This window comes from Cupriavidus sp. FW306-01-F10A (assembly GCF_058782785.1).
The window spans coordinates 41,797-61,435 of the sequence record NZ_JBYSYA010000017.1 but is presented as its reverse complement, the minus strand read 5'-3'; the positions used below and the strand labels follow the sequence as shown (position 1 = coordinate 61,435).

Genomic DNA, 19,639 nt, shown 5'->3' with positions numbered 1-19,639 from the left:
TCAATCTGCCAAGGTGACGCCGATGGACGCACACACCGACCACATCCTGATCGTCGATGACGACCGCGAAATTCGCGAACTGGTCTCAACCTACCTCACCAAGAACGGCTTGCGCGTTACCGTGGTGCCAGACGGGCGGCATATGCGCTCGTTCCTGGACGTCAACAGCGTCGACCTGATCGTGCTCGATGTGATGATGCCGGGCGACGATGGCCTGGTGCTGTGCCGAGAACTGCGGGTGGGCAAGCACAAGGCCACCCCGGTACTGATGCTGACCGCGCGCAGCGACGAGACCGACCGCATCGTCGGCCTGGAAATGGGCGCAGACGACTATCTTGCCAAGCCTTTCGCCGCACGCGAGCTGCTTGCCCGCATCAAGGCGGTGCTGCGGCGCACCCGGATGCTGCCGCCCAACCTGCAGATCACCGAGGCCGGGCAGCTGCTTGCATTTGGCGACTGGCAGCTGGACACCACGGCGCGCCACCTGATCGACCAGGATGGCGTCATCGTTGCGCTGAGCGGCGCGGAATACCGGCTGCTGCGCGTCTTTGTCGACCATCCGCAGCGCGTGCTTAACCGCGACCAGCTGCTCAGCCTGACGCAGGGCCGCGAAGCGGAAATGTTCGAACGCTCGATCGACCTGCTGGTCAGCCGCTTGCGCCAGCACCTCAGGGACGATGCGCGCGAGCCCCGCTACATCAAGACCGTGCGCAGCGAGGGCTATGTCTTCTCGACGCCCGTTGAGATCCGGGAGGCACGGCAGTGAATCTCCGTGCCTTGCCCTGGCCCCGTACGATGGGCTCGCGGCTGTTCCTGATCCTGCTGGCCGGGCTTATCGTCGCCCATGGCCTGTCGTTCGGCGTACTGTTTGCCGAGCGCTACATCACCGCGCGCCAGGTCATGCTCGGCACCCTGGAGACCGACGTCTCCACCTCGATCGCGATCCTGGACCGCCTGCCCGCGGCGGAGCGCCCGCAGTGGCTGCGACACGTGAACCGCGGCAATTACCAGTACATCCTGGGGCCGGGCCTGCCAGGCGTGCCGGAGATGTCGGCGCAGGCCACGGAAGTTGCCGACCGGATCATGGAAGCGAGCGGCGGCCGCTTCCCGGTCAGGGTCGAGTCCATCCCCGGCCAGGGCAAGCGCATGCAGGCCCACCTGACCCTCAGCGATGGCAGCCCGCTGACCATCGACGTGCATCCGAAACCGACCCCGGTGGCGCAATGGCTGCCTTATGTGCTGCTGATCCAGTTGCTGCTGCTGGTGCTGTGCTGCTGGCTCGCCGTGCGCCTGGCGATCCGCCCGCTGGTGGCGCTGGCCAATGCCGCCGACGCGCTCGACCCGAATGCCAGGACCCAGCCGCTGGGCGAGACCGGGCCCACCGAACTGGTACGCGCCGCGCGCGCATTCAATGCCATGCGCGAGCGCATTGGCCGCTTTGTCGAAGAGCGCGTGCAGATCCTGGCCGCGATCTCGCACGACCTGCAGACGCCGATCACGCGGATGAAGCTGCGCGCCGAAATGACCGAAGACTCTGAAGACAAGCGCAAGCTGGTGGACGACCTCAACGAGATCGAGACGCTGGTGAAGGAGGGGCTGGCCTACGCGCGCGCCACGCATGGCGATGGCGAGACGCCGTCGCGGATCGACATCGGGTCGTTCGTCGAGAGCCTGGTCTACGACTACCAGGACACCGGCAAGGCCGTCACCATCCTGCAGCGTGCCGTCGGCACCCTCGAGACCCGCCCGCACGCCTTGCGCCGCATCCTGACCAACCTGACCGACAACGCGCTCAAGTTCGGCGGCGCGGCGGAGCTGAGCGTGCAGCGTGAGGAAGGCGGCGCGGTGATCATCAGCGTGCTCGACCGCGGGCCCGGCATCCCGGCAGAGCAGCTCGAGTCTGTGCTGCAGCCGTTTGTCCGGCTCGAGGCATCGCGCAACCGGGAGACCGGCGGCACCGGCCTGGGCCTGGCGATTGCCCACCAGCTTGCGCTGGCGATCGGCGGCTCGCTGACGCTGCGCAATCGCGAGGGCGGCGGCCTGGAGGCGCGGCTCAGGGTGGGTTGAGCCGCCGCCCGCCACATTACCAGCCGCCCCCCAGCGCACGGAACGTTGCCACTGCCGCGCGCGCATTGTCGGCGCCCACACGTGCCTGCTGGTCGCGCGCGGCCAGCAGCAGGCGGTCTTCCTCCAGCACTTCGAACAGGCTGACCGCGCCGCCCTTGTAGGCGTCCTCGGCGGCGCCGCGCGAGCGCGCGTGGGCAGCCACTTCCACGGTCAGCTCCTTGCCCTGCAACTCCAGCTGGGTCAGCGTAATGATCGCGTTCTCCACGTCCTCGGTGGCGCGCAGCATGGCCTTGCGATAGGTGGCCAGGGCTTCGGCGTTGGCGCCCTTGGCCTGCGCCACTTCGGCGTCCACCCGGCCGAAGTCGAACAGCCGCCAGCGCAGTCCCGCGATCGCGGCGGGCTGGAAGGCGGACCCGGTGAACAGCTTGCCGGCGGAGAGGCTCTCGAAGCCGAGCAGCGCTGACAGCGACAGCTTCGGGTAGTACTCGGCAGTGGCCACGCCGATGCGGGCACTGGATGCCGCCAGCCGGCGCTCCGCGGCAATCACGTCCGGGCGGCGTTGCAGCAGGTTGGCCGGACCTTGCGCCACGGCGATCTGCGGCACGGCGGTGCGTTCGGTCGGCGTCAGGAGTTCGGCGGCATAGGTGCCTGGATGCGCGCCCATCAGTACATCGAGGCGGTTCAGTTGTGTCTCCAGCTCGATCTGCAGCGGCGGGATGGTCACGCGGGTCTGTGCCAGCTGTGCTTCCGCCTGGGCCCGTTCCCGCTCCGCGCCGATGCCATCAGCCAGGCGCAGCTGAACCAGCTCGAGCAGCTTGGCATTGGTCCGCACCTGCTGTTGCGCGATGGCGATGCGCTGCTGCGCGCCGCGCACGCGGAAATAGGCATCTGCCGCTTCGGCGGCCACCAGCACGCGCACGCCCATGTGCTCGGCTTCCGCGGCCTGGGCCTCCGCGCTGGCGGCCTCGGCACCGCGCCGCAGGCCGCCGGCCACGTCGATCTCCCAGCTTGCCCCCACGCCTGCGCTGTACACCGTCTTGTTGCGGTCAAAGCCCGGCGCGTTCTTGCCGAGGCTGCCCAAGGGTCCTTCCAGCGACTGGCGCCGCCTGGCCACGCTGCCGGACAACGATGCCTGCGGCAGCAGTTCGGCGCCGGCGTGGCTGGCCGCGGCGCGCGCCTGGTCGACCCGCGCAATGGCCGCCGCCAGGTCGAGGTTCTGCTCCAGCGCGCGCTGGATGACGCGCGTCAGCGCGGGATCGTCAAAGGCCAGCCACCAGCTGTCCAGTGACGGCGCCGGCTGCGTGGCCTCGCGGGCGTCCAGCGCCGCTGCGTGCGGATAGGCCGCGGGCATGTCCGAGGCCGGCGTTTGGTACTCGGGGCCGACCGCGCAGGCCACCAGGGTGGCCGCGGCGCTGGCCGCAAGCAGGGTGGGCAGGAGGCGTGCGATACCGGCGCGGGTGCGTCGGAGCGGGGGATGGAATCGACTTTGGGGCATGACGGACACCTTTCAACAGCGACGGATAAAGCACAAGCCAAAAACTAACTTGCATGATGATAGTTACTACTCTAGACTAACTTTCAAATTGATAGCAACCCCATTTTCGGAGGAAGCCCGTCATGCAGAGAAAGCCGCTTGCTAAAACCCCGTGCCCCGTCGCTCGCACGCTGGCCCGCGTCGCCGACAGCTGGAGCGTCCTGATCCTGCGCGAAGCGTTCTACGGTGTGACGCGCTTTGACGAGTTCCAGCACAACCTGGGCATCGCGCCCAACATGCTGACCCGCCGCCTGAACTCGCTGGTGGAGGAGGGCATGCTGGTGCGGCGCCCGTACTGCGACCGCCCGCCGCGCTCGGAGTACGTCCTGACCGAGCGCGGCAACGACTTCCGCCCGGTCTTGCTGGCCATGCTGGCCTGGGGCAACAAGCATCTCGCGCCCGAAGGCGAAAGCGTGCAGCTGGCCAACCGGCTTACCGGCGAGCGTGTCGAGCCGGTACTGGTCGATGCCGCCAGCGGCCGCCCTGTCACCGACCCCGATTTCCACATCGCTCCCGGCCCGGCGGCTACCGACGGCCTGCGGCGACGGCTGAACCGCTCGGCCGAGGCCTGACCCGAACTCTCCCGAACCCTCCACCTATTCCGCCTCGCAGGCGGGGTAAGCCTTGAAAGCAGAAAGGAAGTGCCATGAGCAGTAATACGCTGACTGATCGGGCGGGTACCGAACCCGTTCCCGCTTCGAAATCCAAGGCCAGCCCCAGGCGGCTGCTGGCGACCGGCGCGCTGGTTGTCGCCGGACTGGCCGCGATCGGCTACGGCTACCACTGGTGGACAACGGCTCGCCACCTGCAGAGTACCGATGACGCCTATGTCGGCGGCGATGTCACGGTGATCGGCGCCAAGGTCGGTGGCTACATCGCGGAAGTCACGGTGACGGACAACCAGACGGTCCACGCGGGCGACGTGCTGGTGCGTATCGACGACCGCGACTACCGCGCCGCACTGGCCAAGGCGGAAGGCGCCGTGGCCGCGCAACAGGCACTGCTGGCAAACCTGGATGCCACCGCGCGCCTGCAGGAGGCGGTCATCGCCCAGGCCAGGGCTGGCATCTCGGCTACTATTGCAGACACCGTACGGGCGCGCGACGACCAGGTGCGCTACGCCAGCCTGGTGGCGAAGGCGGCTGTCTCCATCCAGAGCTCGCAGAAGGCTGACTCGGACTACAAGCAGGCCCAGGCCAATGGCGAGAAGGCGCGTGCCTCGCTGCTGGCCGCGCAGCGCCAGCTGGACGTGATCGGCACGCAGAAGCAGCAGGCGCAGGCGTCATTGGCGCAGGCGATTGCCGAGCGCGACATCGCCAAGCTGAACCTTGGCTATACGGAACTGCGCGCGCCCGTGGACGGCACCGTGGGCAACCGGCGCGCCCGCGTCGGCGCCTTTGCCGGTGCCGGCAGTCAGTTGCTGTCCATCGTGCCGGCCAGCGGGCTGTGGGTGGACGCGAACTTCAAGGAAGGGCAACTGGCGCACATGCGCCCCGGCATGCCGGTCGAAATTGAAGCCGATGTGCTGCCGGGGCGGGTCTTCCATGGCCACGTTGCCAGCCTGGCGCCCGCCACCGGTGCGCAGTTCAGCGTGCTGCCGCCGGAGAATGCCACCGGCAACTTCACCAAGATCGTCCAGCGCGTGCCGGTGCGGATCCGCCTGGACGAGCAGGACGCCCGGCTTGGCGTCCTGCGCCCGGGCCTGTCGGTGATCGCCCAGGTCAACACGCAGCCAGGCAAGCAGGTGCAGTGATGACCACGGCCACCCAGACCACCGCTGCGTCCGCCGTGGCGGCGATGCCGGACGAGATGTCCACCGCCGCCAAGGTGTTCGCCTTCAGCACGATGTGCGTGGGCATGTTCATCGCCTTACTGGATATCCAGATCGTATCCGCCTCGTTGCGCGATATCGGCGGCGCGCTCTCGGCCGGCGCCGATGAAACCGTCTGGGTGCAGACCAGCTACCTGATCGCCGAGATCATCGTCATTCCCTTGTCCGGCTGGCTGTCGCGCGTGATGTCGACGCGCTGGCTATTCGCCGCCTCCGCGGCGGGCTTCACGGTGGCCAGCCTGCTGTGCGGGGTGGCGTGGGACATCAACAGCATGATCGTGTTCCGGGCGCTGCAGGGTTTCCTGGGCGGCTCGATGATCCCGATGGTGTTCACCACGGCCTTTGCCTTCTTCGTCGGCCCCCAGCGCGTCATCGCCGCCGCCACGGTGGGCGGGCTGGCCTCGCTGGCGCCGACGCTGGGGCCCACCATCGGCGGCTGGATCACCGATCACTATTCCTGGCACTGGCTGTTCTTCATCAACCTGGTGCCGGGCATCTTCGTCACCATCGCCGTGCCGCTGCTGGTCAAGGTCGACCGGCCCAACTGGTCGCTGGTGCGCGGTGCCGATTACCTGGGCATGGTGCTGATGGCGCTGTTCCTGGGTTGCCTCGAATACACGCTGGAGGAAGGGCCGCGCTGGGACTGGTTCGGCGACGACGTGATCCTGGCCACCGCCTGGATCTCCGGCTTGTCGGGCGTGGCGTTCATCTGGCGCACGCTGACCTATGCCAACCCGCTGGTGGACCTGCGCGCGCTCAAGGACCGCAACTTCGCGCTTGGCTGCTTCTTCTCCTTTGTCACCGGCATCGGCATCTTTGCCACCATCTACCTGACGCCGCTGTTCCTGGGGCGCGTGCGCGGCTTCAGCGCGCTGGATATCGGGCTGGCGGTGTTTTCCACGGGCGTGTTCCAGATGGCGTCGATCCCGCTCTATGCCTTCCTGGCCAACCGGGTCGACCTGCGCTGGCTGATGATGATCGGCCTGGGGCTGTTCGCGGTGTCGATGTGGTACTTCGCCCCCATCACGCACGACTGGGGCGCGGCGCAACTGCTGCTGCCGCAGGCGCTGCGCGGCATGGCCCAGCAGTTCGCGGTGGCGCCCACGGTGACGCTGACCCTGGGCAGCCTGCCGCCGGAGCGGCTCAAGCTTGCGTCCGGGCTGTTCAACCTGATGCGCAACCTGGGCGGAGCCATCGGCATCGCCGCCTGCGCGACCGCGCTCAACAACCGCGGCAACATGCACTTCCTGCGCGAGGCAGAGCACCTGAACATCCGCAATGAAGCCATGGGCAACCTGTTGCAAGGGATCAGCGACCAGTTCGTCGCGGCCGGGCACGATGCCCTCGATGCGCAGACCGCGGCCCTCAGGCAATTGTGGGGGCTGGCCTGGCGCGAGGCGCAGACCCAGACCTTTGGCGACATCTTCCTGCTGATCCTGGTCTGCTTCGCGATCGCCACCGCCATGGTGCCGCTGATGCGCAAGGTTGGAGCGCCGAAGGGTCCGTCGGCAGACGCGCATTGATGAAGGAACGACCATGAATATCAGTCTGTGCAAGCGGTTCCTGTCTGTCGCGCTGATCGCGGGGAGCGTCACGGTGGCGTATGCGGGGGAGCGCCCGCGCGACAACGGTGTGGCGTGCGCTCGTGCAGCGAATGCTAATTGCAATCTTCCAGATAAGGGCTATAGGCCAATGCCGCAAGGCGTGCCGCAGGGAGAGTCCGATTGACTGGTGTGCCAGTCCTCAACCGGGCTGCTTTGTATCTACGTATGTCGCCATCACGGATCCATACACAGCAATACAAATCCCCCTGAAATCCGACACATGCCGCTTGCCATGGCCTCCTAGACTCGTGCTCACATTGATCACGCAAACAGGAGAAGAAGATGTCGAAGACAGTCGATTTACCCCGTCGAGGCTTTCTGGGTGCAGCGGCAGCGACGCTGGCCACCGCGCCGTTCGGGCTGCCGCAGGCCGCCCGCGCGCAAAACGGTGTGTCGAAGGCGCCGGCGCTGCCCTTGACCACGCCGGGCACCCATGCCAGCTTCGCGCCGATCAAGCACGTCAATGCCGGCGTGCTCAATATCGGCTACGCCGAGGCCGGCCCTGCCACAGGGCCGGTCGCGCTGCTGCTGCACGGCTGGCCCTACGATATCCACAGCTTTGTCGACGTGGCACCGCTGCTGGCGGCCCGCGGCTATCGGGTGGTCATTCCCCACTTGCGTGGCTTTGGCTCGACGTCCTTCCTGTCTGCCGACACCATGCGCAACGGCCAGCCCGTGGCAATCGCCGCCGACATGATCGCGCTGATGGACGCGCTGAATATCCGCAACGCCGTCGTGGCCGGTTTTGACTGGGGCGCGCGCACCGCCGACATCATGGCGGCGATCTGGCCGGACCGCTGCAGGGGGCTGGTCTCGGTCAGCGGCTACCTGATCGGCAGCCAGGCAGCCGGCAAGCAGCCGCTACCGCCTGAGGCCGAGCTCCAGTGGTGGTACCAGTTCTATTTCTCCACCGATCGGGGCCGCGCCGGCTACCAGAAGTACACGCACCAGTTCGCCAGGCTGATCTGGAAACTGGCATCGCCGCAATGGCAGTTCGATGATGCGACGTTCAACCGCAGCGCCGCCGCCTTCGACAATCCCGACCACGTGGAAATCACCATCCACAACTATCGCTGGCGGCAGGGGTTGGCCAGCGGCGAGGCCAGGTTCGACGACTTCGAGAAGCGGCTCGCTACGGCGCCAGCCATCGGCGTGCCCACCATCACCATGGAAGGCGATGCCAACGGCGCGCCGCACCCCGAGCCCAGCGCCTATGCCAGCAAGTTCACGGGCCGCTACGAGCACCGGGACCTGACCGGGGGGATCGGCCACAACCCGCCGCAGGAAGCGCCCACAGCGTTTGCGCAGGCGGTGCTCGACGTTGACAGGCGCTGACGAAAGCGGGGGCGCAATGCGCAGATTGCTGATACTGGCTGCCATGACGCTGTCGGCGCTGGCATCGGAGCTGGGCGGCGCAGGCCATCGGTGCGCATGGTCGGGCATGCCCCGGACCATGCGCCCGGAGAAGCGGGCACGAAACAGGGGCGGCTCGGGCGCTGAGGGCTACACCGGCGCATGATAATATTCGCATGCGAACGAAAATCCCCCCCTTTATGGCGCACCAGACATGGAACATCGCCTCGTCTACCTGTTGAACGTGGGCCAGCGGCGCCTGCAGCGCTGGTCACAAACGCGCACTGCCGCGGGTGGCGTGACACCAGCCCAGGCCGGACTGCTTTTCTTCCTGGGCAGCAACGATGGCGCGCTGACGAGCGAGGCTGCCGCGGCGCTGGACCTGGGCGCGCCCGGGATGAGCGGCCTGGCCGACCGGACCGAAAGGGCCGGCCTGATCGAGCGCCGGCCGGACGAGAACGATGGCCGTGCCTCGCGCCTGTGGCTGACGGAGGCAGGGCGCCTGGCGCGCCAGCGTTCCAAGGCGAGCATGAAGGCATTGAATGCCAGGCTGACCGAAGGTTTCACCGCCGCCGAGATCGACGTGGTGGCGCGCTGGCTGACCAGCCTGCAGACAAAGTTTCCGGCCGCGGACGAGGGCGAGGTGTAGCCTGGCAGCGGCCGGAAAGCGAGGCAGTCGACTTACTGCCCGGCAACCCTGGTGAAGTCAGGTTTGCGTTTTTCGGCGAAGGCGGAGAATGCTTCCCGGGCTTCCGCACTGGCCAGCCGCTCCTCGAACCTGGCGCTTTCGCTGTTCATCTGCGAAACCAGTTTTTCCGCATCGCGCATGAGCTGTTTCATTGCGCTCAGGGAGCCCGCCGGCCTGGCGGCAATCTTCTCGGCCATCCGGCGCGCATCCGTGCGCAGCTGGTCATTGGCGCAAATCTTGTTCGCAATGCCCCATGCCACGGCGGTTTGCGCATCAAGCGGCTCGCCCAGCGCGAACATCTCGAAGGCCCTGGCGTGTCCGATCCGCAGCGGGAGCAGGTAACTCGACGCCGCTTCGGGAACCAGGGCGAGATTGACGAAAGGCGTGATCAGTTGCGCATCCTGGCCGAGTACGACGTAATCACAATGCAGCAGCATGGTGGTCCCGACGCCGACGGCCTTGCCATTGACCGCGGCGACAATCGGTACGGTCGAATTGGCAAGGGCGCGCAGGAAGCGATGCACGTGACGTTCGCTGGGGCCATTTCCCGAGGCGATCGCCGCGAATTCGCCGAGATCATTGCCGGCGGTAAAGCTGTCTCCGTCCCCCTGCAACAGCAATACCCGGATAAGCCGGTCCTGCTGTGCCTGCTCGATAGTGTCGGCAAGCGCGCCGTACATCTCGTTCGTCAAGGCGTTCTTCTTGTCCGTCCGGGCAAGCGTAAGGGTCAGCACGCCGCCGGTGAGGTCAACGCGGATTTCCGGGGTCATTGGTCGGTCTCCAGGTGAGAGTTGCACGCCTGCCGTGCAGGCTTCGCGATTAAGTTCGCATACGAAGTATATAGATGGTTCGCGTGCGAAGTAAACGATGGAGGCCGGGCAGCGTGCGGAATCAGCACCTGGGCCAGCGTCCTCCACACAGACGGTGCGGGCAGACGCGTGCTTGCGGTGCTGATAGGCGCGGAATACAGCACAAGCGGAAAGCGAACTTGCATGATGATAGTGACTGCTCTAGACTGACTTTCAAATCGATAGCAAGTAGGTTTTTCGAGGGAGCCAATCATGCAGAGGAAGCCACTTGGTGAAACGCCGTGTCCGATCGCACGCACCGCGGCCCGCGTTGCCGACAGCTGGAGCGTATTGATCCTGCGCGAAGCCTTTTACGGCGTGACCCGGTTCGACGAGTTCCAGCAAAACCTGGATATCGCACCCAATATGCTCACCCGTCGCCTGAACTCGCTTGTCGAAGAAGGCATGCTGGAGCGTCGCCAGTACTGTGACCGCCCGCCCCGCTCCGAGTACATCCTGACCGAGCGCGGGCGCGATTTCCGCCAGGTGCTGCTGGCGATGCTGGCCTGGGGCAACAAGCATCTCGCGCCTGAAGGCGAAAGCGTGCAGTTGGCCAACCGGCGCACCGGCGTGCGCGTGGAGCCTGTGCTGGTCGACGCCGCCAACGGGCGCCCGGTCACCGATGCCGACTATCACCTTGCGCCCGGCCCGGCTGCCAGCGACCGCGTGCGCCAGCGGCTGACCCGCTCGGCCGAAGCCTGAGACGGATTTCCCGCATGGCCAATTCTTGTTGCAACTTTCAAGGCCCGGCCACCGGGCGCATACCGCATGGCGCCTCAACTGTAGTGCGTGCGGCCGATTGATACCGGGTGTTTGGCAGGGAGAATGCGATGCATGCAAGAGATGTCGTGCTGTGCCAGCCGGTGCGGACCGCTATCGGCGCCTATAACGGCTCATTGAAAGGCGTTCCGGCGGCTGATCTCGGCGCCGCGGCGATACGGGCAACCGTGGCGCGGGCGGGAATCGATCCAGGCGAGGTCGGCAGCGTGGTGTTCGGAAACGTGATCCAGGCCGGCAACCGCATGAACCCGGCCCGGCAGGCTGCCATCGGGGCAGGGCTGCCGGTTTCGGTTCCGGCGATGACCGTCAACCGTGTCTGCGGCTCGGGAGCGCAGGCGATCGCCACGGCCGCCGACGAGGTGCGGCTCGGTTATGTCGACATCGCTGTCGCCGGCGGCATGGAGAACATGGACCGTGCGCCATATCTGATGCCGTCCGGCCGCTGGGGGCAGCGCATGGGCGATTCCGTCCTGTACGACAGCATGCTGCACGACGGCCTGTTCGACGCCTTCTCCGGTGAGCACTCCGGATGGCATACCGAGGACCTTGTCGCCCGCTACGCCCTGACCCGCGAGGCCCAGGATCGCTGGGCCGAGCGTTCGCAGCGGAATTTCGCGCTGGCGCAGGCGAACGGGCGATTCACCGGCCAGATTGCCGGGGTGGCGACCAAAGGGAAGGGCGGTACGGCCATGTTCGACGTGGATGAAGCCAACCGCCCTGATACCAGCCTCGATACGCTCGGCCGGCTCAAGCCGGCTTTTCGACCGGACGGCACGATTACCGCCGGCAATGCGCCCGGGCTCAACAGCGGCGCAGCGGCCATGATCGTGGCCGAACGTTCGGTGGCTGAAGCCAGGGGGCTGGAGCCGATGGGACGATTGGCCGCTTATGGTGTCGGGGCCGTTGAGCCCGGCATGTTCGGGCTGGGTCCGGTCCCGGCGGTGCGGCAGGCGCTGCAACGCGCCGGCTGGGAGCTGGGCGACATTGAACGCATCGAGATCAATGAAGCATTTGCCGCGGTGCCGCTGGCCGTCGCGGCCGAGCTCGGATTGCCGCACGACATCATCAACGTCGACGGTGGCGCCATTGCCCACGGCCATCCGATCGGTGCGACCGGCGCCGTGCTGACGACGCGGCTGCTGCATGCCATGCGGGCCGACGGCATACGGCGCGGCATCGTCACGCTGTGCATCGGCGGCGGACAAGGGATTGCGCTGGCGCTCGAGGCGCTGGCCTGATCCGTCTGTTCTCGTGACGGGCGTGCATGGATCGGAAAGATCAGCGCAAACTATCTGGAGAAGAAATGAGCATTCAATACATTGAGGACCTCGCGCCGGGCCAGAAATACGGTTCGGGGCGGCTGACCGTCGAGCCAGAACGGATCAAGGCCTTTGCTGCCGAGTTCGACCCGCAGCCTTTCCACCTCGATGAAGCCGCTGCACGCGACACCCTATTTCGTGGACTGGCGGCGAGCGGTTGGCATACCGCCGCGCTGACGATGCGCCTGCTGGTCGACGGCGAATTCCGGCCCGCAGGCGGCATTGTCGGCGCGGGCTTCGAGGAACTGCGCTGGCCAAAACCGGTACGCCCCGGCGATGAACTGCATATCGAGAGCGAGATACTGGAAGTGCGGATTTCGAAATCGCGCCCCGACCAGGGCATCGTGAAGGTGCGTACCACAACCTTCAACCAGGCCGGCGAGCCAGTGCAGGTTTTCACCGGCAACCTGATCGTCCGGCGGCGCCCCGCAGCCGCCGCGCAGGCAGATGCGTCATGAAGATTCTTGTACTCGGTGCGGAGGGGGGCATGGGCGGGATGCCAGTTTGCGCCGCGGCGATCGGGCATAGCCGCGGCGCAGGCGGGTGACCGCATTGCCCGGCCAGCTTGAGGCTCTTGGCAATGCGGGTCAGCTTGGCGTGTTCGTTGCTCAGGAAGGCTTGCGCCTGGGCCATTGTCATCGGCTCGATCGCGCGCTGGAGATTGACGGCGCGCCGGATACGGCTTTCCGGGCTGACCCGCCCACGCATTCATGGCCTCCACCACCCGTGCCGTCATGGCATCCGGTGTCTGTCGGATCAAGTGGCGGCCGTGGGCGTGTTCACGCCGCTGTCGTTCAAATCCGCGGGCGTCATCTCGTTCGCATCGGCAGGCATCCTGATTTGGTACCAGATGGCATACATCGCTGGCAGGAACACCAGCGTCAGCACCGTGCCGGCAAAGGTGCCGCCGATCAGCGTGTAAGCCAGCGTCCCCCAGAACACTGAATGCGTCAACGGTATAAAGGCCAGGATAGCCGCCAGCGCGGTCAGGATCACTGGCCGGGCACGTTGTACCGTGGCTTCGACGACAGCGTCGAACGGCGCCAGTCCCGCGCGCTTGTTCTGGTGGATCTGCCCGATCAGAATCAGCGTGTTGCGCATCAGGATACCGGACAGTGCGATCAAACCGACCAGGGCGTTGATGCCGAATGGCTGCCGGAACAGCAGCAAGGTCGGGACTACGCCGATCAGTCCCAGCGGGCTGGTGGCGAGCACCATGACCATGGCCGAGATCGATCGCACTTGCAGGATGATGATCAGCAAGGTCAACGCAAGCATGATCGGGAACAGTGGCAGCAAGGCCTTGGTGGCCTTGTCGGATTCCTCGGTGGCGCCGGCCTGCTCGATCCGGTAGCCGGCCGGCAGCCTGGCGATGACCGGTTGCAGTTGCTGCAGGACGGCCGCGGACACGTCGGGTGGCTGCAGCCCCTCGGCGATGTCGCCGCGCACCGTAATGGCAGGCGTTCGGTCGCGCCGGCGCAGGATCGGGTCTTCCATGCGCACATCGACGGTGCCTACCTGCGAGAGCGGAATGCGCTGTCCTGCCGCACCGGTCAACGTGAAGCCGGAGATCTTCTCCGGGTCCAGGCGTATGTCTCCCGCGGCGCGTGCCAGGACCTGCACCGAGCGAATGTCCTCGCGGACTTCGGTGACCGGCAGGCCGTTGAGGAGAAGCTGCAATTGCTGGGCGACGCCGCTGGAAGTCAGGCCGACGGCCTGCAGCCGATCCTGCTGGAGCGTAAAGTGCAAGGCGGGCGCGCGCGGTCCCCAGTCGGTATTGACGGTTCTCATCAGTGGGCTGGTGTCCATCACCCGGCGCACGTCCGCCGCAATGGCACGCAGCTTGTCCGGGTCCGGCCCGGCGACGCGGAATGCCACGGGGAAGGGCGAGTATGGGCCGAATACCAGTTGGTTGACGCGCACCCTGGCCTCTGGCGCGAGTCCGGCGGCGACCGCCTGGCGCAGCCTGAGCTTCAGCGCCTCGCGTTCGTCCTGGTTCTCAGTCCGCACCACGATCTTTGCAAAGGAGGGATCCGGCAGCTCGGGGGACATGGCGAGATAAAACCGGGGCGCACCCTGACCGATGTAGGCCGTCACGATCTTCGCCTCTGCCTGCCTGGCGAGCCACGCTTCCACCTTGGACGTTGCCGCGCTGGTCTGGGCGATGGACGTGCCATAAGGCATCTGGACTTCGACCAGCACCTCGGGCCGGTCGGAAGTCGGGAAGAATTGCTTTTTCACCAAGCCCATGCCCAGCACGGACACCACAAAGCTGCCCACCACGACGGCGGCCACGATCCATTTGCGCTGGATGACGCGCCCTAGCAGACGTCGGAAGCGGTTGTAGTTCAAGGTGCCATAGATGGCATCGTGGCCGCCTTCGGCCTTGCCGATCTCAGGCAGCAGCTTGACGCCCAGGTAAGGCGTGAAGGCGACGGCGACGATCCAGGACACGACCAGTGCAATGCCCACGATCCAGAACATGTTGCTGGTGTATTCGCCGGCGGTGGAACGCGCAAAACCGTTGGGCATGAAGCCCACCGCCGTCACCAGGGTGCCGGACAGCATCGGCGCGGCAGTGTGACTCCAGGCATAGGCGGAGGCGGCAACGCGGCCGTAGCCTTCCTCCATCTTGACCACCATCATCTCGATCGCGATGATGGCGTCGTCCACCAGCAGGCCCAGCGCAAGGATCAGCGCGCCCAGGGTAATGCGGTCAAAGTTCTTGCCAGTGGCCGCCATGACGACGAACACTGCGGCCAGCGTCAGCGGCACAGCCGCTGCAACGACGATACCGACGCGCCAGCCCATGCTCAGGAAACACACCGCCAGCACCACGAGCAGGGCGACAAAGAACTTGACCATGAACTCATCGACCGATGCGCTGATGTTGACGGACTGGTCGGTCACTTTGGTCAGGCTCATGCCCAGCGGCAACGCTTCATTGATTGCTGACACTTCCGCATCCAGCGCCTTGCCCAGGTCCAGGCCGTTCCAGCCGTCGCGCATCACGATGCCCAGCAGCAGTGCGGGTTCGCCGTTGTTGCGGATCAGGAAGGTCGCCGGATCCTCATAGCCGCGTTCAACCGTGGCGACATCCGAAAGCTTGAGGGTCCGGCCCTGCGCCACCACTGGCGTGTCCCGGATCTTCTGCAGTTTGTCGAAGGCGCCGTCGAGGCGAATGAAAACCCGGGGACCCGAGGTGTCGATCGAGCCGGCCGGCGTGAGGGCGTTCTGGCTGTTCAGCGCGGTGAAGATGTCCTGCGGCGAGATACCCAACGTGGCCAGGCGATCATGGGAAAAGGAAACGAAAATGCGTTCGGACTGTTCCCCGATGATGTTCACTTTCTTCACGCCCGCTACGTGCAGAAGTCTCTGCCGCAGTGTTTCGGCGTCGCGTACCAGCACCCGATGTGGCTCGCCTTTTGCCTTCAACGCAAACAGGGCGAAGGTTACGTCCGAATACTCGTCATTGACGATCGGGCCGATGACGCCGGCAGGCAAGCTGCCCGACTCGTCCAGAATCTTCTTGCGCGCCTGATAGAACTCCTCCTGGACCTCCGACGGCGGTGTGCTGTCGAGCAGGGTCACTGTGGTGAACGCCAGGCCAGGCCGCGTGTAGGTTTCCGTGCGGTCATACCAGCGCAGTTCCTGCATGCGCTTTTCCAGTCTTTCCGCCACCTGGTCCTGCATCTCCTGCGCCGTCGCTCCCGGCCAGGCCGTGATGACCGTCATGGTTTTCACCGTGAAGGCGGGATCTTCCGCCCGGCCCAGCTGGAAGAAGGCGATAACGCCGGCCAGCGACACCAGGACGATCAGGAACAGCGTGACAGATCGTTCACGGACAGCGAGTGCCGAAAGGTTGAACCCACTCATTGCTGCACTCCACGAGCAGGAATCGGACTGGCTCCGGTTCCGCTTGCCGCGATGCGAACCTGCTCGCCGTCGCGCAGAAGATGGGCGCCGAGGGCAACGATCCGGTCCCCGACCCTGAGTTCACCTGCGACACGCGCGGCGTCGTCATCCAAACCGCGGACCTTCACCGGGCGCCAGGTGACGCGATTGGATCTCTCGTCCAGCACCCACACGCCAGGGCCTTTGCCCGGGTCGAAGAGGGCACCGATCGGCACCTGCAGGTCGACTTGCTTCGACGGGCGGATTTCCGGAATCCGGAGGGTAACGGTCGCGCCGAGCGGGGCCTCGGCCAGCGTGCCTTCGAGCACGTACCGTGCTTCGTAGGTGCGGGTCAGCCGGTCCGCCGAGTCGGAAAGCTGCCGGAGTTTCGCCGGCACGGTCAATGTGTCATTGCCGTATAGCGTCGCCTGGCTTACGGAGCCCACGGGGGGCCGGAGCGTTTCCGGCAGGTGAACGATGGCTTCGCGGCGGCCGGCATGCGCCACGCGTACCACGACCTGGCCGGCGTTGACGACTTGGCCGGCATCGGCCAGCGTCTCCACGACTACGCCGTCGGCGTCGGCGAGCAAAACCGCGTAGCCAGTTGCATTGCGCGCCACATCGGCCTGGGCTTCCGCTGCGTTGAGCTGTGCCCTGGCCGACTCCGCCGCGGCCTTGATCTGGTCATAGGACGAGGCCGATACGGCGCCGGACCCGACCAGGTCGCGATACCGGGCCTCATCCTCCGCGGTTTGCCTGGCCCGCGCCCGCGCGGCGACGACGGCCTCCTGCTGGGCGTGCGCCGCCAGCTTGAGGTCGTTCGGGTCGATGCGCATGAGCGGCTGGCCGCGCTTGACGGTCTGGCCGGTATCGACCAGCCGCTCCAGCACTTTGCCAGAGACACGAAAGCCCAGATCGCCCTGGACCCGGGCGGCAACGGTCCCCGTGAATGAACGTGTCGTGGCGGCCGGGTCCTGAACGGTCCCGATTCTGACCAGCGGCGGCTGGCTGCGCGGATCGGGAGGCGCCGTATCGCCGCAAGCGGCTAATACAAGCGGCAACACGCACGCGGCGGCGGATGAGGCAAAGCGGCGCTGAAGCATAAGGTCCTCTCAAGCGAGACTGGACCTGAATTATTGTTCTTGTGACCAATTTAGTCAATGGTCACAAGCAAATCCGCTAGCGATGTGCACCACCTTAAGGAGCAAGGCTGCGCAGTATCAGGCTGGAAAGCTGGACGTGGGCCTCCGCAGCGAGATCGAGGTTGTGCTGTAGCAGCAGCGGATCGATGTAAGGGCGCATGACGAGATAGATGCCCTTGGCGGTCTCATCCAGTGGCGTCTTGCGCTCAAACTCCCCGGACTTGCGTCCTTCCAGAACAATCCGCATTACCACTTGCTTGATGTGGTCCTCATAGGTCAGAACAGGCTGCCACCGCTCCTGGGCTGCCGCCGAAGCAATGGCGTAGAGTTTGCGGTCCTGGAAGAAAAGACGGGCGCTGGCCTCCATCAGGGCCTTGAACAGGCGCCGCAAACGTTCCGACGCGGTCGGGACGTCTGCAATCGCCGCATCAACCTCGGCCGTGATGGCGCACAGGCAGTTCGCGCAGATCACTTCTCCGATCGCCTGCTTGGAATCGAAGAACTTGTAGATGTAAGCCTTGGAAAAGCCGATCGCCTTGGCCAGGTCGGAAACTGTCGTCTTCTCATAGCCATACAGGCTGAAGTGCTCGGTCGCCGCCGCCACGATCTGGGAGCGGACATTGTGGTCGACAGGGCCTCGGGACGGCAGGGCGGTGGGTGTGGTTTCGGTCATGCAGCGAGCTTAGCGCTCCAGATGGCTGTTGACAACCAGTGACCATTTTATAATATAGTCACACATTCCTGTTCGCCCTGGCTTCCGTGAACCCCATGCTTACCCATCGCTTTCTTGCCCTGCTGTTGAGTGTCGGCGTATTGACGGGTTGCGCCGTCGGCCCCGACTACAGACAACCGGGCGCCCCGCTCCCCGACCGCTACCTGGGCCAGTCCGGCGTTGAACAAAGGCATGCGTCATCCGCTGCCGAGCTCGTCACGTGGTGGGAAGGATTTGGCGATCCGCTGCTGACCCGGCTGGTGTCATTGGCATTGGATCAGAACCTGGACCTGGCGCAAGCGTCGGCGCGCGTCACCCAGGCACGCGCGGGGCTCGGCGTGGCCAATGCGGCCTTGCTTCCTTCGGGCAGCGCCAGTGCGCAGGCGGCCAGAAACTATCAGTCGATCGAGACGCCCCTCGGGAAGCTGCTCGATGCAACGCCCGGCTTTGACAGATATGGCAACAGCTACGAGGCAAATCTCGGCGCAGCCTGGGAACTGGATGTATTCGGTGGACTGCGCCGTGGGCGGGAAGCCGCCCTGGCGGAGTACCAGGCATCGACTGCGGGCGCGACCGCGACGCGTCTCGCTGTGGCCGCCCAAACTGCGGATTTCTATATCACCGTGCGCGGACTGCAGTCCCGCATTGCCATCGCCAGGCAGCAAGTGGAGACCCAGCAGAAGCTGCTTTCGACGGTGAGCCTGCTTTACAGCAAAGGGCTTGCAGCCGAACTGGAGGTACGACAGGCCGAAGGCGCGCTCGCTCAGGTCCGCGCGACCGTCCCGGTGCTGGAGACAGGCCTCGATGCAGCGTTGAATGCGCTGGACGTAATGCTTGGTGTTCCGCCCGGCACGTATCGCGCCGAACTGGCCGGCCCTGAAGCGATTCCCGCCGCACCGCAGCTCGCCGGAACGGGCTCGCCGGCGGATCTGCTGCGACGCAGGCCCGATCTCATCGTCGCGGAGCGCCGGCTGGCGGCGGCGAACGCACGAATCGGTGTAGCCATTGCGGAGTACTACCCAAAATTCTCGCTCAGTGCCCTGTTGGGCAGCGCCACAACCGTAGCCAGCGGGAACCTCTTTTCCGCGGGCGCAAGCCAGGCAGCAGGCGTGCTGGGCCTGCGCTGGCGTCTGTTTGATTTCGGCCGCATCAATGCACAGATCGAACTGGCCCGAGGGCAGGAGGCAGAAGCGCTGGCGGCATACCGTCAGGCTGTGCTGCGCGCGACCGAGGATGTCGAAAATGCCTTCTCCGCGCTGATCAAGCGTGAAGATCAGGCAGGCACGCTGGCACAAGGCGAGACCTCGCTGACGCAGGCGCGCAATGCCTCATTTGCCGCCTACCAGAAAGGCGTGGTCCGCTTGATTGAGGTCTTGCATGCTGACGAGAGTCTTCTGCGGACGTCCGACGCCAGAGCGCAGGCACAGACAGAATCAGCGCGGGCCGCCGTGGCGGCGTTCAAGGCGCTCGGCGGGGGGTGGGAACCGGCAGCTGCCTTATAGGGCAATACCGCTCTAGTTGCCGGCTTTCTGGTAGTCGCGCACTGGCGTCAGAAACTCCAGCGTGCGTGGTGCTTTCAGCAAATCGGCCAGCACCGCCTCATATTCGCGCCGGTAGGACGCTTTCAGGTGGTGGTCCCTGAAATGCTGCGCGCTGCAGGCCCAGTTCTCATAGAGAACAAGCGTGTCAGGATCTTCGAGCGAGCGGTGCAGATACGTGTTGATAAAGTCCGGCTCCTTCGACATCTGGTTGAGGACATCAAGGAGTTTTGACTCGAGCTCGGCGCGCCGCTCGGGCTTGCCCGGCAGATGGACGATAAAGGCAATGGATTGGTTCATGGTACTGCTCCAGGCAGGATGGGCCACCT

18 protein-coding genes are annotated in these 19,639 nt (G+C 65.7%); 12 read left to right on the top strand and 6 right to left on the bottom strand.

The genetic code is table 11. From position 1 onward, the window contains the following. Positions 1-22: 22 nt before the first annotated feature. Complete coding sequence (locus tag AC3WLF_RS22325; RefSeq protein ID WP_492319511.1) at positions 23-766, top strand: response regulator; 744 nt, start codon at positions 23-25, stop codon at positions 764-766. Continuing rightward, the gene (locus AC3WLF_RS22320; protein WP_492358863.1) at positions 763-2,067 is read left to right on the top strand and encodes a sensor histidine kinase; all 1,305 of its coding nucleotides are present in this window, start codon (positions 763-765) and stop codon (positions 2,065-2,067) included. The genes AC3WLF_RS22325 and AC3WLF_RS22320 overlap by 4 nt, the downstream gene beginning before the upstream one ends. A 16-nt stretch (positions 2,068-2,083) precedes the next feature. Here the strand turns inward: AC3WLF_RS22320 and AC3WLF_RS22315 are convergent, their stop codons facing one another. After that, entirely contained in the window at positions 2,084-3,562 is a 1,479-nt protein-coding gene (locus AC3WLF_RS22315) for an efflux transporter outer membrane subunit (RefSeq protein WP_492358862.1), read from the bottom strand. Between the two features lie 122 nt (positions 3,563-3,684). Between AC3WLF_RS22315 and AC3WLF_RS22310 the strand changes: the two genes are divergently transcribed. From AC3WLF_RS22310 to AC3WLF_RS22285, 6 genes are all read left to right on the top strand, one after another. Further along, positions 3,685-4,173: a winged helix-turn-helix transcriptional regulator gene (locus AC3WLF_RS22310; RefSeq protein WP_492319514.1), complete on the top strand. Its 489-nt coding sequence runs from the start codon at positions 3,685-3,687 to the stop codon at positions 4,171-4,173. Between the two features lie 74 nt (positions 4,174-4,247). Then, the gene (locus tag AC3WLF_RS22305; RefSeq protein WP_492319515.1) at positions 4,248-5,354 is read left to right on the top strand and encodes an HlyD family secretion protein; all 1,107 of its coding nucleotides are present in this window, start codon (positions 4,248-4,250) and stop codon (positions 5,352-5,354) included. Then, positions 5,354-6,955, top strand: coding sequence for a DHA2 family efflux MFS transporter permease subunit (locus AC3WLF_RS22300; protein ID WP_492319516.1), 1,602 nt, complete (start codon positions 5,354-5,356; stop codon positions 6,953-6,955). Before AC3WLF_RS22305 ends, AC3WLF_RS22300 begins: the two co-directional genes overlap by 1 nt. Before the next feature lie 13 nt (positions 6,956-6,968). Then, complete coding sequence (locus AC3WLF_RS22295) at positions 6,969-7,160, top strand: hypothetical protein (protein WP_492358861.1); 192 nt, start codon at positions 6,969-6,971, stop codon at positions 7,158-7,160. Positions 7,161-7,318: 158 nt separating this feature from the next. Then, positions 7,319-8,371, top strand: a complete 1,053-nt coding sequence (locus AC3WLF_RS22290; protein ID WP_492319518.1) for an alpha/beta fold hydrolase — start codon at positions 7,319-7,321, stop codon at positions 8,369-8,371. A gap of 232 nt (positions 8,372-8,603) precedes the next feature. Continuing rightward, positions 8,604-9,038, top strand: a complete 435-nt coding sequence (locus tag AC3WLF_RS22285) for a MarR family winged helix-turn-helix transcriptional regulator (protein WP_492351352.1) — start codon at positions 8,604-8,606, stop codon at positions 9,036-9,038. A 32-nt stretch (positions 9,039-9,070) separates the two neighbouring features. Here the strand turns inward: AC3WLF_RS22285 and AC3WLF_RS22280 are convergent, their stop codons facing one another. Continuing rightward, positions 9,071-9,847, bottom strand: a complete 777-nt coding sequence (locus AC3WLF_RS22280; protein WP_492319520.1) for an enoyl-CoA hydratase — start codon at positions 9,845-9,847, stop codon at positions 9,071-9,073. Positions 9,848-10,138: 291 nt separating this feature from the next. Here AC3WLF_RS22280 and AC3WLF_RS22275 point away from each other — a divergent pair, with 291 nt between their 5' ends. The 3 genes from AC3WLF_RS22275 to AC3WLF_RS22265 all read left to right on the top strand — a co-directional run bounded on the left by AC3WLF_RS22275 (position 10,139) and on the right by AC3WLF_RS22265 (position 12,482). After that, a complete protein-coding gene (locus tag AC3WLF_RS22275) occupies positions 10,139-10,627 on the top strand; it encodes a winged helix-turn-helix transcriptional regulator (RefSeq protein WP_492319521.1) in 489 nt (162 codons plus the stop codon). 128 nt (positions 10,628-10,755) lie between these two features. After that, complete coding sequence (locus tag AC3WLF_RS22270) at positions 10,756-11,943, top strand: thiolase family protein (RefSeq protein WP_492358860.1); 1,188 nt, start codon at positions 10,756-10,758, stop codon at positions 11,941-11,943. A 65-nt stretch (positions 11,944-12,008) separates the two neighbouring features. Further along, positions 12,009-12,482 carry a MaoC family dehydratase gene (locus tag AC3WLF_RS22265; RefSeq protein ID WP_492319523.1) on the top strand — a complete coding sequence of 158 codons (474 nt, stop codon included), beginning with the start codon at positions 12,009-12,011 and terminating at the stop codon, positions 12,480-12,482. Between the two features lie 298 nt (positions 12,483-12,780). On the opposite strand, the gene AC3WLF_RS22260 is transcribed toward AC3WLF_RS22265, so the two are convergent. The 3 genes from AC3WLF_RS22260 to AC3WLF_RS22250 all read right to left on the bottom strand — a co-directional run bounded on the left by AC3WLF_RS22260 (position 12,781) and on the right by AC3WLF_RS22250 (position 17,733). Further along, positions 12,781-15,900: an efflux RND transporter permease subunit gene (locus AC3WLF_RS22260; RefSeq protein ID WP_492358859.1), complete on the bottom strand. Its 3,120-nt coding sequence runs from the start codon at positions 15,898-15,900 to the stop codon at positions 12,781-12,783. Next, the gene (locus tag AC3WLF_RS22255; RefSeq protein ID WP_492340419.1) at positions 15,897-17,021 is read right to left on the bottom strand and encodes an efflux RND transporter periplasmic adaptor subunit; all 1,125 of its coding nucleotides are present in this window, start codon (positions 17,019-17,021) and stop codon (positions 15,897-15,899) included. Before AC3WLF_RS22255 ends, AC3WLF_RS22260 begins: the two co-directional genes overlap by 4 nt. 94 nt (positions 17,022-17,115) lie before the next feature. Beyond that, positions 17,116-17,733, bottom strand: coding sequence for a TetR/AcrR family transcriptional regulator (locus AC3WLF_RS22250; protein WP_492319526.1), 618 nt, complete (start codon positions 17,731-17,733; stop codon positions 17,116-17,118). A 95-nt stretch (positions 17,734-17,828) separates the two neighbouring features. On the opposite strand from AC3WLF_RS22250, the gene AC3WLF_RS22245 reads away from it, so the two are divergent. Continuing rightward, positions 17,829-19,274: an efflux transporter outer membrane subunit gene (locus AC3WLF_RS22245; RefSeq protein WP_492358858.1), complete on the top strand. Its 1,446-nt coding sequence runs from the start codon at positions 17,829-17,831 to the stop codon at positions 19,272-19,274. Positions 19,275-19,286: 12 nt separating this feature from the next. On the opposite strand, the gene AC3WLF_RS22240 is transcribed toward AC3WLF_RS22245, so the two are convergent. After that, a complete protein-coding gene (locus AC3WLF_RS22240) occupies positions 19,287-19,610 on the bottom strand; it encodes a putative quinol monooxygenase (RefSeq protein WP_492319528.1) in 324 nt (107 codons plus the stop codon). Between the last annotated feature and the right edge of the window lie 29 nt (positions 19,611-19,639).

Coding starts and splice junctions, on each gene's coding strand:
- AC3WLF_RS22285 (WP_492351352.1), top strand. CDS start 8,604: ATGGAACATCGCCTCGTCTACCTGTTGAACGTGGGCCAGCGGCGCCTG.
- AC3WLF_RS22240 (WP_492319528.1), bottom strand. CDS start 19,610: ATGAACCAATCCATTGCCTTTATCGTCCATCTGCCGGGCAAGCCCGAG.
- AC3WLF_RS22280 (WP_492319520.1), bottom strand. CDS start 9,847: ATGACCCCGGAAATCCGCGTTGACCTCACCGGCGGCGTGCTGACCCTT.
- AC3WLF_RS22275 (WP_492319521.1), top strand. CDS start 10,139: ATGCAGAGGAAGCCACTTGGTGAAACGCCGTGTCCGATCGCACGCACC.
- AC3WLF_RS22315 (WP_492358862.1), bottom strand. CDS start 3,562: ATGCCCCAAAGTCGATTCCATCCCCCGCTCCGACGCACCCGCGCCGGT.
- AC3WLF_RS22265 (WP_492319523.1), top strand. CDS start 12,009: ATGAGCATTCAATACATTGAGGACCTCGCGCCGGGCCAGAAATACGGT.
- AC3WLF_RS22250 (WP_492319526.1), bottom strand. CDS start 17,733: ATGACCGAAACCACACCCACCGCCCTGCCGTCCCGAGGCCCTGTCGAC.
- AC3WLF_RS22300 (WP_492319516.1), top strand. CDS start 5,354: ATGACCACGGCCACCCAGACCACCGCTGCGTCCGCCGTGGCGGCGATG.
- AC3WLF_RS22295 (WP_492358861.1), top strand. CDS start 6,969: ATGAATATCAGTCTGTGCAAGCGGTTCCTGTCTGTCGCGCTGATCGCG.
- AC3WLF_RS22325 (WP_492319511.1), top strand. CDS start 23: ATGGACGCACACACCGACCACATCCTGATCGTCGATGACGACCGCGAA.
- AC3WLF_RS22270 (WP_492358860.1), top strand. CDS start 10,756: ATGCATGCAAGAGATGTCGTGCTGTGCCAGCCGGTGCGGACCGCTATC.
- AC3WLF_RS22255 (WP_492340419.1), bottom strand. CDS start 17,021: ATGCTTCAGCGCCGCTTTGCCTCATCCGCCGCCGCGTGCGTGTTGCCG.
- AC3WLF_RS22260 (WP_492358859.1), bottom strand. CDS start 15,900: ATGAGTGGGTTCAACCTTTCGGCACTCGCTGTCCGTGAACGATCTGTC.
- AC3WLF_RS22305 (WP_492319515.1), top strand. CDS start 4,248: ATGAGCAGTAATACGCTGACTGATCGGGCGGGTACCGAACCCGTTCCC.
- AC3WLF_RS22290 (WP_492319518.1), top strand. CDS start 7,319: ATGTCGAAGACAGTCGATTTACCCCGTCGAGGCTTTCTGGGTGCAGCG.
- AC3WLF_RS22245 (WP_492358858.1), top strand. CDS start 17,829: ATGCTTACCCATCGCTTTCTTGCCCTGCTGTTGAGTGTCGGCGTATTG.
- AC3WLF_RS22310 (WP_492319514.1), top strand. CDS start 3,685: ATGCAGAGAAAGCCGCTTGCTAAAACCCCGTGCCCCGTCGCTCGCACG.